The organism is Actinoallomurus purpureus (assembly GCF_024055795.1).
In the GTDB taxonomy this organism is placed as follows: domain Bacteria; phylum Actinomycetota; class Actinomycetes; order Streptosporangiales; family Streptosporangiaceae; genus Actinoallomurus; species Actinoallomurus purpureus.
Map to the genome: position 1 here is coordinate 43,079 of NZ_JAMXMY010000023.1, position 14,086 is coordinate 57,164.

Consider the following 14,086-nt stretch of genomic DNA (forward strand, 5'->3'; position numbering starts at 1 on the left):
CCGGACGATCCAGCGGCCGGCCGTTCACCGGCCGACGCCGTCGAGGACGGCGGCGACCAGGGCGTCGACCTCATCCGGCGCGACGGGCACGGCGTCCGGTGTCACGGCGCCGTGGAACAACAGGGACAGGACCGCCTCGTGACAGACGCCGACGATCATCCTCGCCGCGGCGTCCACCGGGGCCTCCGGGGCCAGTCGCCCCAGCTCCCGCTCCGCGCGCAGGTACCCGATCAGCTGGTCACGCCAGTTCTCTCCCGGACCGCCCAGATCCGCGAACCTGGCGAGGACCTGCGGCTGGGCGAGCAGCCCGGCGAAGGCCGGCAGGACCGCCCGGTGCAGGTCCAGGCCGTGGGTGATGTAGGCGCGTAGATTCCCCTCGACCGTGCCGCCGCCCGGCTCGGGCAGGCCGCTCAGGCCACGTTCGACGGCCCGCACCCGCGCGCGCAGCGCGTGGGCCAGCAACTCCTCCTTGTCGGCGAAGTGGTTGTACAGCACGCCGTCGGCGACCCCGGCCTCGCGGGCGATCCCGCGTACCGTGAGCCCGATCGTCCCGTGTTCGGAGATCATGCGTTCGGCGGTGGCGATCAGATGCGCGCGCAGGCTCTGCTCGCCACCCCCGTCGCGGAGCACCGCCGCTCGTCTGGGTGACATCAGCAGTCATCGTAGTGAGCCGCGGTGCGGGCCGGGATGGGCTCCGGCCACCCGCGACCTCCTGCGCGGGCCCGCCTTCCAGGCGCGGCACGCCCGGTCATCAGGACTGGGAGCGGCGGGCGGTCACCAGCCATGCGGTGCCGCGCAGCCGGACACCGTCGGGCCGGGCGAAGGCCCCCAGTGCGGCCGTGAGGGCGTCACGGGCCCGGGCCGCCGCCTCCGGCGCCGCCTGCTCCAGGTGGAACCTGACGGGCCCCCAGGCGCAGATGAACGCGGTCGCGTCGGCGACGTCCCGGCCCCAGACCTGCTCCGCCTCGACGTGAGCGCAGGTGACCTCGCAGAATCCCGCGTCGGTCAGCACCTCCCGTACGCGCGCCGGATCCGCGAACGACGTGGGGCCGGTGCCGTCCGGTCCGGTGGGTCGCGGAAGATGGGCGGCCATCGCCCCGAAGGCGGTGCCCAGGTCGGTGCCTTCCAGCCGGGTCATGCACACGAAGGCGAGCCGTCCGCCCGGCCGAAGGGCGCGGCCGATGTTGGCGAACGCGCCGACCGGATCGGCGAAGAACATGACCCCGAACCGGCTGACCGCGACGTCGAAGCCGCCCGCCGGGAACGGCACGACCTGGGCGTCCGCCTGCTCAAAGGTCACGTTGGCCACGCCCTCCCCGGCCGCCCGGGCACGTGCCGTGGCGAGCATGGGAGCGGACAGGTCGATGCCGTGGGCTCGTCCGGCTCGCGCCGCGCGGGCCGCCAGCCGGGTCAGCTGCCCGTTGCCGCAGCCGATGTCCAGGGCCCGATCGCGGTCACCGATCGCGGCCGCGTCCAGAACGAACCGGTTGAACCCGCTGTTCACGGCGTCGTACCGGTCGGCGTGGCCCGCCCAGTGCTCACCCTCGTACCCGTTCCACGCCTCGGCCTGGGCGGTGTTGACGATCTGCGGCATCGAAGCTCCCTCGATATGAACGTATGTTCATGAACTACCGTTCATACTGAGGCCGCAGACGGCTGCGGGTCAAGTCCACTGCCGATCGAGCCCGCCGACGGCGCCCCCGGCGGGATACACACCACATCTACGGCGCCGCTCTTGCAGGATCCGCGCGATCGTGAGCACTCGCGGGCTGGCTACCTGCGACGTTGTTGGAAGTGAGCAACGATGCGGCGCCAGGTTTCCGGATGATCACGAGCAAATTCGCCTCGACGTCCTATGGATCTTGGTCGTTCAGGGCAGAGCCAGCACCCGCGACAGAAGAGTGCGTTGGAGATGCTGCCGATAGCGATCGTCCGCGCCGTGATCAGTCTTCGTGGTCGCGGGGCGGAAGGAAGACGTCACCGCGAAGACAGTCACTCCTGGGTTCGGGCGACAATGGAGCCGGTTCGTCGACGACGATCTGCGCGCGCCACACACCGACCGCGAGCCCGTCGGCGGCGTGACCGGACAGCCGGTCGTCGGCTGCGTCACCGAGCAGGCCAGCGTGCTCAAGGATGACGAACAACGCGTCTGCGGGGCAGGTCACCGTCCCGGCGGCTTCGTCGGCGCTCGTGTCCGGATTGAGTTCGTGGTAGATGCGGCGCGCGGCCATAAGGAGATGGTCGGCGTCGGTCACCGTGAAATCGCTGGAAACTACTCTCGGTGATCATTTCCACGCCTACCGTGATACCCCCGTCATAAGCTCGCGCGCCGGAGGCATGGCTGGATTTACGCACCTACGACCGTGACGTGTGCTGGGCCTCTCTTTGAGAGCCCCGCAACCGCGGAGCCCGGGTGACCGGTCCCGAAGCGGGACCGGTCACCCGGGCTCCGCGCGAGTGGGCGCCTAAGCGCGCGCCGCCGGAGAGGCGGTCACCTGACCGGGGTGTCCTTGCTGCAGATGCTGGTGTCGTCCGCCTTGAACAGGCACTTCTGCACAGAGATCTTCACCTTGGCCGCCTGGGCGGCGGTCTTCGCGGTGTACGACGGCGCGAACGTCCGGCCCTTCTTGGTGTCGGTGAAGTACTGCCTGAGCAGCACGAGCTTGCCGGACAGGCGGACGCTCACGACCACGCTCGCCGACGCGGCGTCGCCGGGGCTGTAATCCTGGACCCTGCCACTGATCGTGAACTTCTTGCCGTGGCGGCTCCACTGCCCGGCGGTCCGGGCGTCCGCGGGCTTGACCTTTTTGTCCAGGTTCCACGAGTGCGGCGGCTTGGGGGCAGTGGCGGCGGACGCTGCCGAGGCGCCCGCCCCGACGACGGTGCAGGCAAGAGCGGCGACGATCAGGGCCGACTTCCGCATTGGCGGTTCCTTCGCTCATGAAAGGCCACGGGCCGGTCCGCCGCAGGTGGAGGGCGGCATGGGTCGGCCCGTGAACGTCGAGTGGGATGCCCGTCGACCATCGCATCGGCAGGCCGCCCGACGGTAGAGGCCACAGGCCCAACTTCCGGCTGGGCCCCCAGTCCCTACGGTCCGCCCGGGCGCGGACGCGGTCCGCGAGCGCCGTGAACGCCGTGAACGCCTTGCCTCGAAGCCCCCCCAGCCCCGTCGAAGGAAACCGCTGCTGCCGCCGTAGATGTGATGGGTGCCCCCGGCGGGGCGCTCGAAGAACTCGGTGAAGCCAGCCACCTCCGGGCGACGGTTCACCCTTTGACGCGACGAATCCCCGCTGACCAGGCGCCTTTGCCGAACATTTCGTACGGCCACTGTGAGCCGTGAATACGGCGAACGCGGAGGAACCGGAAGGATAGGCGCCCGGCCCATCGGACGGCACTGAGGAAGGTCCCGTGAACGACAGCTCCCCCGGCCGCGAACCGGTGCCGACGCCGGAGATCGACACCGGCGTTCCGCACTCGGCGCGGGTCTGGAATTACTGGCTGGGCGGAAAGGACAATTACCCGGTCGACCGGGCGGCCGGTGACCGGTACCGCGAGATCTTTCCCGGAATCGTCGACACCGCCCGCGCGGCCCGCCACTTCCTCGCCCGGGCCGTCCGGCATCTGGCCGGAGAAGAGGGCATCCGGCAGTTTCTCGACGTCGGTACCGGACTGCCGACGGTCGACAACACCCACGAGGTGGCGCAGCGCGTCGCGCCCGACTCCCGGATCGTCTACGTCGACAACGACCCGCTGGTCCTCGCGCACGCCCGCGCACTCCTCACGAGCGCACCGGAGGGCCGGACCGACTACGTCGACGCCGACATGCGCGACCCCGAGAAGATCGTCCAAGCGGCCGCCGCGACCCTCGACCTGACCCGGCCCGTCGCCCTCATGTTCATGGGCGTGCTGGGCCACATCGAGGACTACGACGAGGCCCGGTCGATCGTACGGAGGCTGGTGAACGCCCTGCCCCCGGGTAGCCTCCTGGCGCTGGCCGACAGCATCGACGTCGGAGCGGCGCACCGGGAGGCGGCCCGCAACTACAAGGACAGCGGGGCGATCCCCTACCTCCTGCGAACGCCGGAGCAGGTCACCGGCTTCTTCGCCGGCCTGGAGCCGATCGAGCCGGGCATCGTGCCGATCCGGCAATGGCGTCCCGAGTCGGATCCGTTCGGCCCTCCGAAGGAGGTGGCGACCCTCGGCGGCGTCGCCCGCAAGCCCTGACCCGGCGGTGCCGCGCGTGGCTTCAGGGGCGCACGGTCAGCGGTCACGCGACGGGGATCGCCGCATAACGGCCCGCCACCCAGAAGTCACTCTCGATGCGCGCGGCCGCCGCCCGCAGGGCGGGGAGTACGGTGTCGAGCGTCTGCTCCATCGTTCTCCGGCGCACGTGCATGGACACGTTGACCGCGCTGACCACCGTCCCGGTGCGATCACGCACCGGGACGGAGATGGACCGGAGCCCTTCCTCGAGCTCGTCCTCCACTAGAGCGAATCCGTCACGGTCGGCGCGATCGAGGACTTCGCCGAGCCGTGCGGGGGACGTGATGGTGTGCGGAGCCAGCGGCTTGAGGGTCACGCGTTCCAGATAGGCGGCCCGTTCGGCGTCGGGCAGGCCGGCCAGCAGCACTCGTCCCATCGACGTCGCATACGCCGGGAACCTCGTGCCCAGGGTGATGTTGACGCTCATGATCCGCACTGTGGGCACCCGTGCCACGTACTGGATGTCATCTCCCGCGAGGATCGCCATCGACGCCGAGTCGTGCACCTGCTCGGCGAGCGAGGCGAGGTGAGGCTGGGTGATCTCGGGGAGCGTCAGTCCTGACAGGTGGGCGAACCCGAGGTCCAGCACTCGTGGGGTCAGCCGGAAGAGCCTCCCCTCGGATGTCACGTAGCCGAGGTGCGTCAAAGTGATCAGCGAGCGCCGGGCGGTGGCGCGGGCCAGGCCGGTGGCCTCGGCCACGGCCGCGAGTGACATTTCGGCACCGCCCCGTTCGAACGCCGTGATCACCGTTAGACCGCGGGCGAGGGACTCCACGAACTCCGGGCCTGGCTCCCGCTTCGCTTGGTCCGTTCGCGGCATGGACGGCTCCCGCTTCGCTTGGTCCGTTCGCGGCATGGACGGCTCCCGCTCCGCTTCATCCGCGCGCGCCGAGGTCGCCGCTCCGGCAGGCTCGGCGTGGAGCAGCTTCTCCATGGCCGCCGCGGTCCTGCGCAGCCGGGGCGGCATCGCCTCCCGCAGGAACGCGGCGCTGTGCCGGCCGGTGTGGCTGACCACACCGACCGCGCATACGCACCGCCGGGCCATGTCGTATACCGGCACCGCGACGGCGACCAGACCCGGCTCGATCAGCTGGTCGTCGAGCGACCAGCCGTCGCGACGCGCCGCCGCGGTCCGCTGTTCGAACGACGCCGCGCTGCCCGAGCCTCCGCCGGGCGCCGCGCGGAGGGCGACGTCACCGGGGTCTGCTTCGCGGCGCGACCGCCAGCCGGCCCAGTCCTCGTCTCCCCAGTCGATCGCGAAGAGAGGCCCCGGAGCGCCCATCTCGGCGGGCACGAGATCGCCGATCCGAAAGGCCAGCGGCATCGCGCGCCGTCGTGTGGCCTGGTAGACGAAGCGCACGCCGTCCCGGTCGGGAACGGCGAGGGAGACGGACTCGTCGAGGTCGTCGGCGAGGTCGTCCGCGAGCGGGCCGAGCAGGTCCGGTATCCGGCTGGAGGCGAGGTAGCCGTTGCCGAGTTCCATGAGCCGAGGGGTGAGGATCGCGTCCCCGCCCTGCAGACGCACGTAGCCGAGGAACGCGAGGGTGCCGAGGAGCCGGTCGACGGTGGCCCGCGCCAGCCCGGTGCCGCGGACCAGGTCGGCCACGCGCTGCCGCCCGTCCGCTTCGCTCAGCGCACGGAGCACGGCCAGGCCCCGCACGAGCGGGGTCACCGCCTCTGGCGGTGCCGGGGAACCGGAGATCGGGTACGTCATGTGCTCTCCATGGGGCGGATTCTCGTCGAAACCGTACCCACGCCCTTTGTTTGACAGCGACGGCACGCGGGACGCAGACTCGATCCAGCTTACGAACGAAAGTTCGCTACGCGAACACGGCGCGCGAGCCCGGCTCCATCGGACGCGCGGAAGGTGAGGGACATGTCCGAGATCCGATTGCTACGCGATGCGGTGGCGCAGCTGATCCACGACGGCGACATCGTGGCCTTCGAGGGCTTCACCCACCTCATCCCCTTCGCCGCCGCCCACGAGGTCATCCGTCAGGGCATCACGGACCTGACCCTCGTCCGGATGACGCCGGACGTCATCTATGACCAGCTGATCGGTGCCGGGCTCGTGAAGAAGCTGGTCTTCTCCTGGGGCGGCAATCCCGGGGTCGGCTCGTTGCACCGTTTCCGCGACGCGGTCGAGAACGGCTGGCCCAGGCCGTTGGAGATCGACGAGCACAGCCACGCCGGTATGGCCAACCGCTACGTCGCCGGCGCTTCCGGACTTCCCTTCGCCGTCCTGCGCGGCTACCGCGGCACGGATCTCGTGGAGCGCACCAACACCGTCTCCACGATCGCCTGCCCCTTCACGGGTGAGGAGCTGGCGGCCGTCGCGGCCCTCAACCCCGACGTCACCGTCATCCATGCCCAGCAGGCCGATCGCGACGGCAACGTGCAACTGTGGGGCCTGACCGGTGTTCAGAAGGAGGCCGCGCTCGCCGCCAAGCGGGTGTTGGTCACCGTCGAGGAGATCGTCGACCGCCTGACGCTCCGACCCGGTGGTGTCGTCCTTCCGTCCTGGGTCGTCACAGCCGTCGCCGAGGTGCCCGGTGGCGCCCATCCCTCCTACGCGACCGGGTACTCGATCCGCGACAACGACTTCTACCAGGCGTGGGACCGGATCTCCCGGGATCGCCAGACCTTCACCGGCTGGGTCGACGACCACATTCTGCGGACCGAGGAAGCGAGCGCCCGATGAGCGACTGGACCAATGACGAGCTGATGACCGTCAGCGCGGCCCGCGCCCTGTCGGCCGCCCGCACCTGCTTCGTCGGCATCGGCCTGCCGAGCACCGCTGCCAACCTCGCCCGGCGCACCTCCCGCCCCGACCTCGTGTTGATCTACGAGTCCGGCGCCCTCGGTTCCAAGCCGACTCGCCTGCCGCTGTCCATTGGCGACGGCGAACTCGCTGAGACCGCCGACGCGGTGGTGTCCGTGCCGGAGATGTTCAACTACTGGCTGCAGGGTGGCCGGATCGACGTGGGATTCCTCGGCGCGGCCCAGCTCGACCGGCACGCCAACATCAACACCACGGTCGTCGACCGTGGCCCCGGCAGGCCCGAAGGCCGTCTGCCCGGCGCCGGAGGCGCACCGGAGATCGCGGCGAACTGCGGCGAGGTCCTCATCGTGCTGCGCCACTCCACCCGTAACTTCGTGGACAGGCTCGACTTCACCACCTCGGTCGGGCATGGCGCCGGGAACGGTGACCGGCGGCGGCTCGGCCTACGCGGCAGAGGACCGGTCGCCGTCATCACGGACCTCGGCATCCTCCGTCCCGCTCCGGACACCGCCGAGCTCGTTCTGACCGACCTGCACCCGGGTGTCACCGTCGAGCAGGCCCGGGCCGCCACCGGCTGGCCGCTCAAGACCGCCGACGCGGTCGGTGTCACCGCGCCCCCCACCGATGCTGAACTCGCCGCGCTACGTGGCCTCAAGGCCGCCTGAAGGGAGCTCCCCGAGATGACCGACGTCTACATCGTCGACGCCGTCCGCACGCCGTTCGGCAAGTACGGTGGCGCGCTGTCCGGCGTTCGCCCCGACGACCTCGCCGCCCACGTGGTCCGCAGCATCGTCGCCCGTACACCGCGGCTCGACCCGGCCCGGATCGACGACGTCTTCTTCGGCAACGCCAACGGAGCCGGCGAGGAGAACCGCGACGTCGCGCGGATGGCGGTGCTGCTGGCGGGGCTCCCCGTCACCGTCCCGGGCACCACGGTGAACCGGCTGTGCGGCTCGGGCATGGAAGCCGTCATCCAGGCGGCGCGGGCCATCGCGCTCGGCGACGCCTCGATCGCGCTGGCCGGGGGCGTCGAGTCGATGTCCCGTGCGCCATGGGTACTGCCCAAGCCCGAACGCGCCTTCCCACCCGGCAACCAGGAACTGCACTCCACCACGCTGGGATGGCGTATGGTCAACCCCGCCATGCCACCGGAGTGGACCGTCTCGCTCGGTGAGGGCGCCGAACTCATCGCCGACAAGCACGGCATCACGCGCGAGGCGCAGGACGCCTTCGCCCTGGCCTGCCACGACAAGGCGGCCCGCGCATGGAAGGACGGCGCCTACGCGCACGAGGTCGTGCCGTACGAGGGCGTCGACCTGCCCCGTGACGAGTCCATCCGCGACGGCGGGAACCTCGCCACCATGGCCAGGATCAAGCCGTCCTTCCGACGCGACGGCACCGTCACGGCGGGCAACGCCTCCCCCCTGACCGACGGCGCGGCCGCGCTGTTGCTCTGCGACGAAGCGGGCCTGCGCGCCACCGGACGGGAACCGCTGGCGCGGATCGGTGCCCGCGCCGTCACCGGCATCGAACCGCAGTACTACGGCCTGGGGCCGGTCGAGGCCGTCAGGAAGGCGCTCGCCAAGGCCGGCCGCGGCTTCGGCGACCTGCGCACGGCCGAGCTCAACGAGGCGTTCGCCGCCCAGGCACTGGGCTGTCTGGCCGAGCTCCCCGAACTCGACCCGGCCCTGGTCAACCCGCTCGGCGGTGCCCTCGCCATCGGCCACCCGCTGGGCGCCTCCGGCGCCCGCCTGACCGGTGCCGTCGCTCACCGGCTGTACGCCGCGGGCTCTGGCGTCGGGGTGGCCACGATGTGCGTCGGCGTCGGTCAGGGCCTTGCCCTCGTCCTCGAACGGTGAGGAGGCCGCCCCGTCACGCCGGAAACAGGCCGCACGGCGACTGGCCGGATCATGTGGACGGAGCGGGCCGCCCTCCCTCGTCGGCCAGGGACGAGTCCGGCGGGAGTACGTGCGTCGCGGCGATGCGCGTCACCTCGACCCTTGTGCTGACGCCCAGTTTCGCGAAGACGTGCCGAAGGTGCGAGTTGACCGTGTGCGGGGAGAGAAAGAGGCGGTCGGCGACGGCCCGGTTCGACAGCCCCTCGGTCACGAGACGCACGACACGTAGCTCGGACTCGGTCAGGCTCTCCCATCCTCGCTTCGGCGCCACCACGCGGTCGGGCGGTCCGGATCGGCGGTCGACCTTTTCCAGGCGTCGCTGCAGGCGTTCCGCGTCCCCCACGGCTCCGCAGGACAGGGCCAGGCTCATCGCCTGCCGCAGCCACCGGGCCGCGTCGTGCGGCCGGTCCGCGGCGCCGGTCAGCCGAGCCAAGTCCTCCTCCGCGGCTGCGGCCGCGAGCGGCCGCAGCGCCTGCCGGTGCCCGTCGGCGGCCTGCTCCAGGGCGGCCTCGTCTGCGTGGAGCAACCCGCGGACGTGCGTGGCCGACGCGAAGACGGCCCGGTCGAACAGATCCCGCTCGGGGAGCCGTCCCAGTGTCGCCGCGAGGGCTTCAGCCTGCGGACGGGCGTTCGCGCGCAGCGCGACGGCGGCCAGCAGCGGCCACAGACCAGGCGGCAGCGCGAGCAGGTCCGCCGTGGCGCCGGCCTCGTACAGGTGGCCGCCCGCGGCGACGCCGGCGCCGGGATCACCCTGTGCGTCGAGAAGGAGGACCTGTGCGCACGCCGTCCACGAACCGGGCGGCGGATGTCCTGCTTGACGATCCTGGTCCGCGGAGGCCAGGTGACGGGCGGCCGCGGACAGGTCGCCCCGCCGGATCGCCACGAGCGCCAGCACCGCGAGCGCGGCGTCATCGGGGGTCCCGATGTCGAGTTCCTCGCCCACCGCGAGCGCCGACTCGGCCTCGGCTTCGGCGTCTCCGAGCTCACCGCGCTCCAGGAGCAGACAGGCGCCTCGCGTGTGCCAGGCAGGGAGCGACCACACGTCACCCGACGCCTCCGCCTGCGTGCGTCCCTCACGCAACAAGCGATCCGCCTCCTCCAGGCGTTCCGTCGAGGTCAGCACGGTCGCGAGCCACAGCTCAGGCGGGCGTAGCGGTCGCAGCCGGATGCCCGCGGGGGTCTCCTCCGCACGGCGCACGGCCGCCCCGGCCAGTTCGGCGGCCCTGGCCAGCCGGCCGCGCAGGAACGCGATGTGGGACTGGAAGAGCATGGCGCTGGCGACGACCGCCGGATCCGGATCATGGTAGGCGGCGTCGACGAGGTCGAGGCCGATCGCTTCGGCGATCTCGACCTCCCCGAGGTTGGCGTGGGTGGTCCCCTTAGCCTTGAGCAGGGTGAGCCGGAGCGCGGGCGGCAGGTCGGGAAGGGTGAGGGCGGTGTCCAACTGTTCCAGAGCCTCCGGGTACCGCCCCCCTGCCATGCGCATCTCGGCAGTGGTCAGCCGCAGTGACGCCTCGGCCGCGGGCGTCATCGGCAGGCTCAACGCCTCGGTGGCCAAGGCCAGTGTTTCACCGAGTCGGCGGGTCGCACCGAGCAGCCGCACGGTGTCTGTGAGCGCCTCGACCCGTTCGGGATCCTCCGGAGGCGTCAGCTCGAGGGCGGACAGTGCCAGATCGGCCGCCGTGTCCGGCAAGAAGTCGGCGATCTCTCGCGCTGCCGCACGCAGGGTGGCCGCGGCCTTGATGTCTCCGGGCAGGGCTCCCGTCAGCAGGTGCCGTACCACCTCGGCGGGCCGCCTGCCGAGTGCCAGGAGGGTGTCGGCGGCCTCCCGGTGCAGCGCCCGGGCGAGCGGAGTCGGCAGGTCGGCCCGCACGGCCTGGCGGAAGAGGTCGTGACGGAACGCGAGCCAGGGCCCCGACTCGACGAGCAGCTCCTCACGCAGCAGCCGTCTCATGGGCCGCACCAACTGACCAACGCTGTGACCGAGCAGGCGGGCGACATGGAGGAGATCGAACTCCCTGCCAAGGACCGAGGCGACCCGCAGCAGGTCCGCCATGTCCTCGGGCATCGCCTCCAGCCGCTGGGCGATCCTGGCGGAGAAATCCGCGGCGAGGCCGGACCGGGACAGCCGCGCACGGCCGTCCGTCACCGTCCAGGAGCCTTCCCCGATGGCCTCTCGAAGCAATTCGGTAATGAGGAAGGGATTTCCTCCGGCGGCGGCCAGAAATTCCGAAAAATTGGAATCCGGTGGCGCGCCCAGCAGGTCGGCCGCCAATTCCGCCGCCGCCTCCGCGGGCAGCGGGGCCAGCCGGAGCACCCCCGGCTCCGACTGTTCCACCAGTCGCATGACGGCCGAGTCCGGGACCGGCTCGCCGGCCATCAGCCAGACGATCGGGGAGCCGGCCAGGCGGTTCGGCAGGACGCGCAGGGTGAGCAGTGTCGCCGGATCGGCCCAGTGGACATCGTCGACCAGCACGGCCACCGGGGCACGCTCCGCCCGCCTCTCGAGCACTTCGGCAAGCCGGTCCAGTAGCTGATGGCGCCGGACCGCCCCTCGCGTACGCCCGTGGGCCTCCGCTTCCCGTCCCTCCAGGGACTCGGCCTCGGGGAGGGCGGAGAGCAGCGGCGCCAGCGGCGGATAGCGGTTCGACTCGTCGACGCGCACGGCGACCACGTCGAAACCCGAGCCCTTGGCGAGAGTCGCGGCCTCGGCCAACAGCCGCGTCTTTCCCAGCCCGGCGGCGCCCTCGATGTACAGGACAGCCGAGTGGCCGCCGGCGGCGCCGTCCAGCAGCTCTCGCATCCGGCGAAGCTCCGCGTCTCTGCCCCGTAGTGGCTGGTCGGGCACCGGGCGCCTCCGTTCGGGTACGCTCCCTCACTCCACGTCTACAGCGCGCCCCGCGCCGGGAACAACGCACAGATGAGTGATGTGGACCGAGACCTTGCTCCACGGCTCCGCACCGCCATCACTCGATCGTGCGACACGTTCCTGAGACAGGAGTCGCGCCCCATACCCGATGGCCGCCGAGTCACCTGAATGCGCTAATTCCGGCCCTCTCCGTCTAATTTTACCCCATTTCCCTTGACCTCACTTCGAGGGCTGCGCACACTCGAATTCATGCAACCCGATATCTCTTCTAATCGGGAAACTCCGGTGGACACATTCGTCCATCCGGGTTTTCCGGCGAGAGTGGTCTTCGGCAGCGGTACCCGCGAGCGCATTCCTGAGGAGATGGCAGCCCTCGGATGCGGCCGGGTGCTGGTCCTGAGCACTCCCGGGAAGACAGCGCGGGCATCCGAGCTGAGCGATCTGCTCGGTGACCTCGCCGTCGGCGCCTTCACCGAGGCGGTCCCGCACACCCCGGTCGCGACCACGGAGCGTGCGGTGGCATTCGCCCGCGCACTGGAGGCGGACTGCGTTCTCGCTGTCGGCGGAGGCTCCACCATCGGTCTCGGCAAGGCCGTCGCGCTGCGTACCGGCCTCCCCCAGCTGGTGCTGCCCATGACGTACGCCGGCTCGGAGATGACCCCGATCCTGGGGGAGACGAGCGAGGGCCGCAAGACGACCCGGCGCCTGCCGGAGGTGCGGCCGCGCGTCGTGATCTACGACGTCGACCTCACCCTCACGCTGCCTCCGGCCATATCGGCGGTCAGCGGCCTCAACGCCCTGGCACACGCCGTCGAGGCGCTCTACGCGCAGGACCGTGACCCGGTCACGTCCCTGCTGGCCGAGACGGCGATCTCCGCGCTCGGCTCGGCCCTCCCCGAGGTCGCGCTCCGGCCGCGGGACACCCGTGTCAGAGCCGAGGCGCTGTACGGAGCGTGGCTGGCCGGCATGTGCCTCGGAACGGTCGGCATGGCGCTGCACCACAAGATCTGCCACGTCTTGGGCGGCGCCTTCGACCTCCCGCACGCGGAGACCCACGCGGTGCTGCTGCCCCACGTCGTCGCCTACAACGCGCCGGCCGCCGAGCAGGCGACCGCGGCGATCACCCGGGTGCTGGGCGGGCCGGACGCCGCGACGGCCCTGCGCGAATTCGCCGACCGGCTCGGCGCCCCCCGTGCCCTGCGCGATCTCGGCATGCCGGAGGAGGGGATCGACCAAGCGGCCGACCTCGTCGTGCGGCAGGCCTACTGGAATCCGCGTCCCGTGGACCGCGAAGCGGCCCGGCGACTCCTCTCCCGCGCGTGGGCCGGAGAGGCCCCCCGTTCCGACATCGAACCGTAAGGAGCCACGATGCGTGACTTGAACGCGGAAACGATCACCCAGGCCGTCGTCTCCACCCTTGGCGACTCCGTCGACCCCCGGCTGGCGGAGGTCATCGAGGCGCTCGTCCGGCACGCCCACGCCTTCGTCCGGGAGGTCGGCCTCACCGAGCGTGAATGGGCCGAGGGGATACAGTTCCTGACCCGTACGGGCGCGCTGTGCACGCCGACGCGGCAGGAGTTCATCCTGCTCTCCGATGTGCTGGGCGTGACCATGCTGGTCGATGCCGTGAACAACCAGCGTGGGGCCACGGCCACCGAGAACAGCGTCCTCGGGCCCTTCTTCCGTGAGGATCGCCCGCAGCACGCGGACGGCGCGGACATCTCCGATGAGCTGCCCGGTATCCCGCTGATCTTCGAGGGCCGGGTCGTGGACCACGAGGGCGAGCCGGTGGCCGGCACGCTGGTGGACGTATGGCACAGCGACGCTGAGGGACACTACGACGTCGACGTCCCCGGACAGGCGGATCCGGCGATGCGGGGCTCTTTTCGCACCGATGAGCAGGGGTCGTTCAGCTTCCGTTCCATCCGGCCCGCCAGCTATCCGATCCCGGGCGACGGCACGGTCGGGGAGCTGATGCGTGCGACGGCACGGTCGCTGATGCGCCCCGCCCACGTCCACTTCCTCATCGACGCGCCCGGATTCGAGCGGGTCACGACCATGCTCTTCCCGTCGGACGACCTCTACCTGGACGCGGACCCGGTCTTCGGCGTCAAGCAGTCTCTGGTGGCCGCCTACGACGAGTACGCGGCGGGCACCGGTCCCCACTCCGAACTGACGGATGGCCCTTACACCCTGCTGCGGCACACCTTCGTTCTCGAGCCCACCACCGGGCGCTGAACGCTCCCTCACCCCCGAACCTGGCTCTCCAGGGAG

At 71.1% G+C, this 14,086-nt stretch carries 12 protein-coding genes; 6 read left to right on the forward strand and 6 right to left on the reverse strand.

The genetic code is table 11. The features are described 5' to 3' along the window. Positions 1-24: 24 nt before the first annotated feature. From NE236_RS33780 to NE236_RS33795, 4 genes are all read right to left on the reverse strand, one after another. Positions 25-651, reverse strand: coding sequence for a TetR/AcrR family transcriptional regulator (locus tag NE236_RS33780; RefSeq protein WP_252846296.1), 627 nt, complete (start codon positions 649-651; stop codon positions 25-27). A gap of 100 nt (positions 652-751) precedes the next feature. Continuing rightward, positions 752-1,594: a class I SAM-dependent methyltransferase gene (locus NE236_RS33785; RefSeq protein ID WP_252846297.1), complete on the reverse strand. Its 843-nt coding sequence runs from the start codon at positions 1,592-1,594 to the stop codon at positions 752-754. 349 nt (positions 1,595-1,943) lie between these two features. After that, on the reverse strand, positions 1,944-2,255 hold the full coding sequence (locus NE236_RS33790) for a hypothetical protein (protein ID WP_252846298.1): 312 nt from the start codon (positions 2,253-2,255) through the stop codon (positions 1,944-1,946). A gap of 236 nt (positions 2,256-2,491) precedes the next feature. Next, on the reverse strand, positions 2,492-2,923 hold the full coding sequence (locus tag NE236_RS33795; RefSeq protein ID WP_252846299.1) for a hypothetical protein: 432 nt from the start codon (positions 2,921-2,923) through the stop codon (positions 2,492-2,494). A 485-nt stretch (positions 2,924-3,408) separates the two neighbouring features. Between NE236_RS33795 and NE236_RS33800 the strand changes: the two genes are divergently transcribed. Beyond that, the gene (locus NE236_RS33800) at positions 3,409-4,224 is read left to right on the forward strand and encodes an SAM-dependent methyltransferase (RefSeq protein WP_252846300.1); all 816 of its coding nucleotides are present in this window, start codon (positions 3,409-3,411) and stop codon (positions 4,222-4,224) included. Between the two features lie 43 nt (positions 4,225-4,267). On the opposite strand, the gene NE236_RS44780 is transcribed toward NE236_RS33800, so the two are convergent. Further along, on the reverse strand, positions 4,268-5,977 hold the full coding sequence (locus tag NE236_RS44780) for an IclR family transcriptional regulator domain-containing protein (RefSeq protein ID WP_308209186.1): 1,710 nt from the start codon (positions 5,975-5,977) through the stop codon (positions 4,268-4,270). Positions 5,978-6,139: 162 nt separating this feature from the next. Here NE236_RS44780 and NE236_RS33815 point away from each other — a divergent pair, with 162 nt between their 5' ends. From NE236_RS33815 to NE236_RS33825, 3 genes are read left to right on the forward strand one after another with little or no spacing between them, the layout of a single operon-like run. After that, positions 6,140-6,964, forward strand: a complete 825-nt coding sequence (locus NE236_RS33815) for a CoA transferase subunit A (protein WP_252846301.1) — start codon at positions 6,140-6,142, stop codon at positions 6,962-6,964. Continuing rightward, positions 6,961-7,710, forward strand: a complete 750-nt coding sequence (locus tag NE236_RS33820; protein WP_252846302.1) for a CoA-transferase subunit beta — start codon at positions 6,961-6,963, stop codon at positions 7,708-7,710. Before NE236_RS33815 ends, NE236_RS33820 begins: the two co-directional genes overlap by 4 nt. Before the next feature lie 15 nt (positions 7,711-7,725). Then, the gene (locus tag NE236_RS33825; RefSeq protein WP_252846303.1) at positions 7,726-8,904 is read left to right on the forward strand and encodes a thiolase family protein; all 1,179 of its coding nucleotides are present in this window, start codon (positions 7,726-7,728) and stop codon (positions 8,902-8,904) included. A gap of 49 nt (positions 8,905-8,953) precedes the next feature. Here NE236_RS33825 and NE236_RS44785 read toward each other — a convergent pair whose 3' ends face one another. Further along, positions 8,954-11,791: an AAA family ATPase gene (locus tag NE236_RS44785; RefSeq protein WP_308209187.1), complete on the reverse strand. Its 2,838-nt coding sequence runs from the start codon at positions 11,789-11,791 to the stop codon at positions 8,954-8,956. 270 nt (positions 11,792-12,061) lie between these two features. Between NE236_RS44785 and NE236_RS33835 the strand changes: the two genes are divergently transcribed. Both NE236_RS33835 and NE236_RS33840 read left to right on the forward strand, forming a co-directional pair. Further along, entirely contained in the window at positions 12,062-13,171 is a 1,110-nt protein-coding gene (locus tag NE236_RS33835; RefSeq protein WP_289851214.1) for a maleylacetate reductase, read from the forward strand. Positions 13,172-13,180: 9 nt separating this feature from the next. Then, positions 13,181-14,050: a dioxygenase family protein gene (locus NE236_RS33840; RefSeq protein WP_252846306.1), complete on the forward strand. Its 870-nt coding sequence runs from the start codon at positions 13,181-13,183 to the stop codon at positions 14,048-14,050. Positions 14,051-14,086 lie beyond the last annotated feature (36 nt).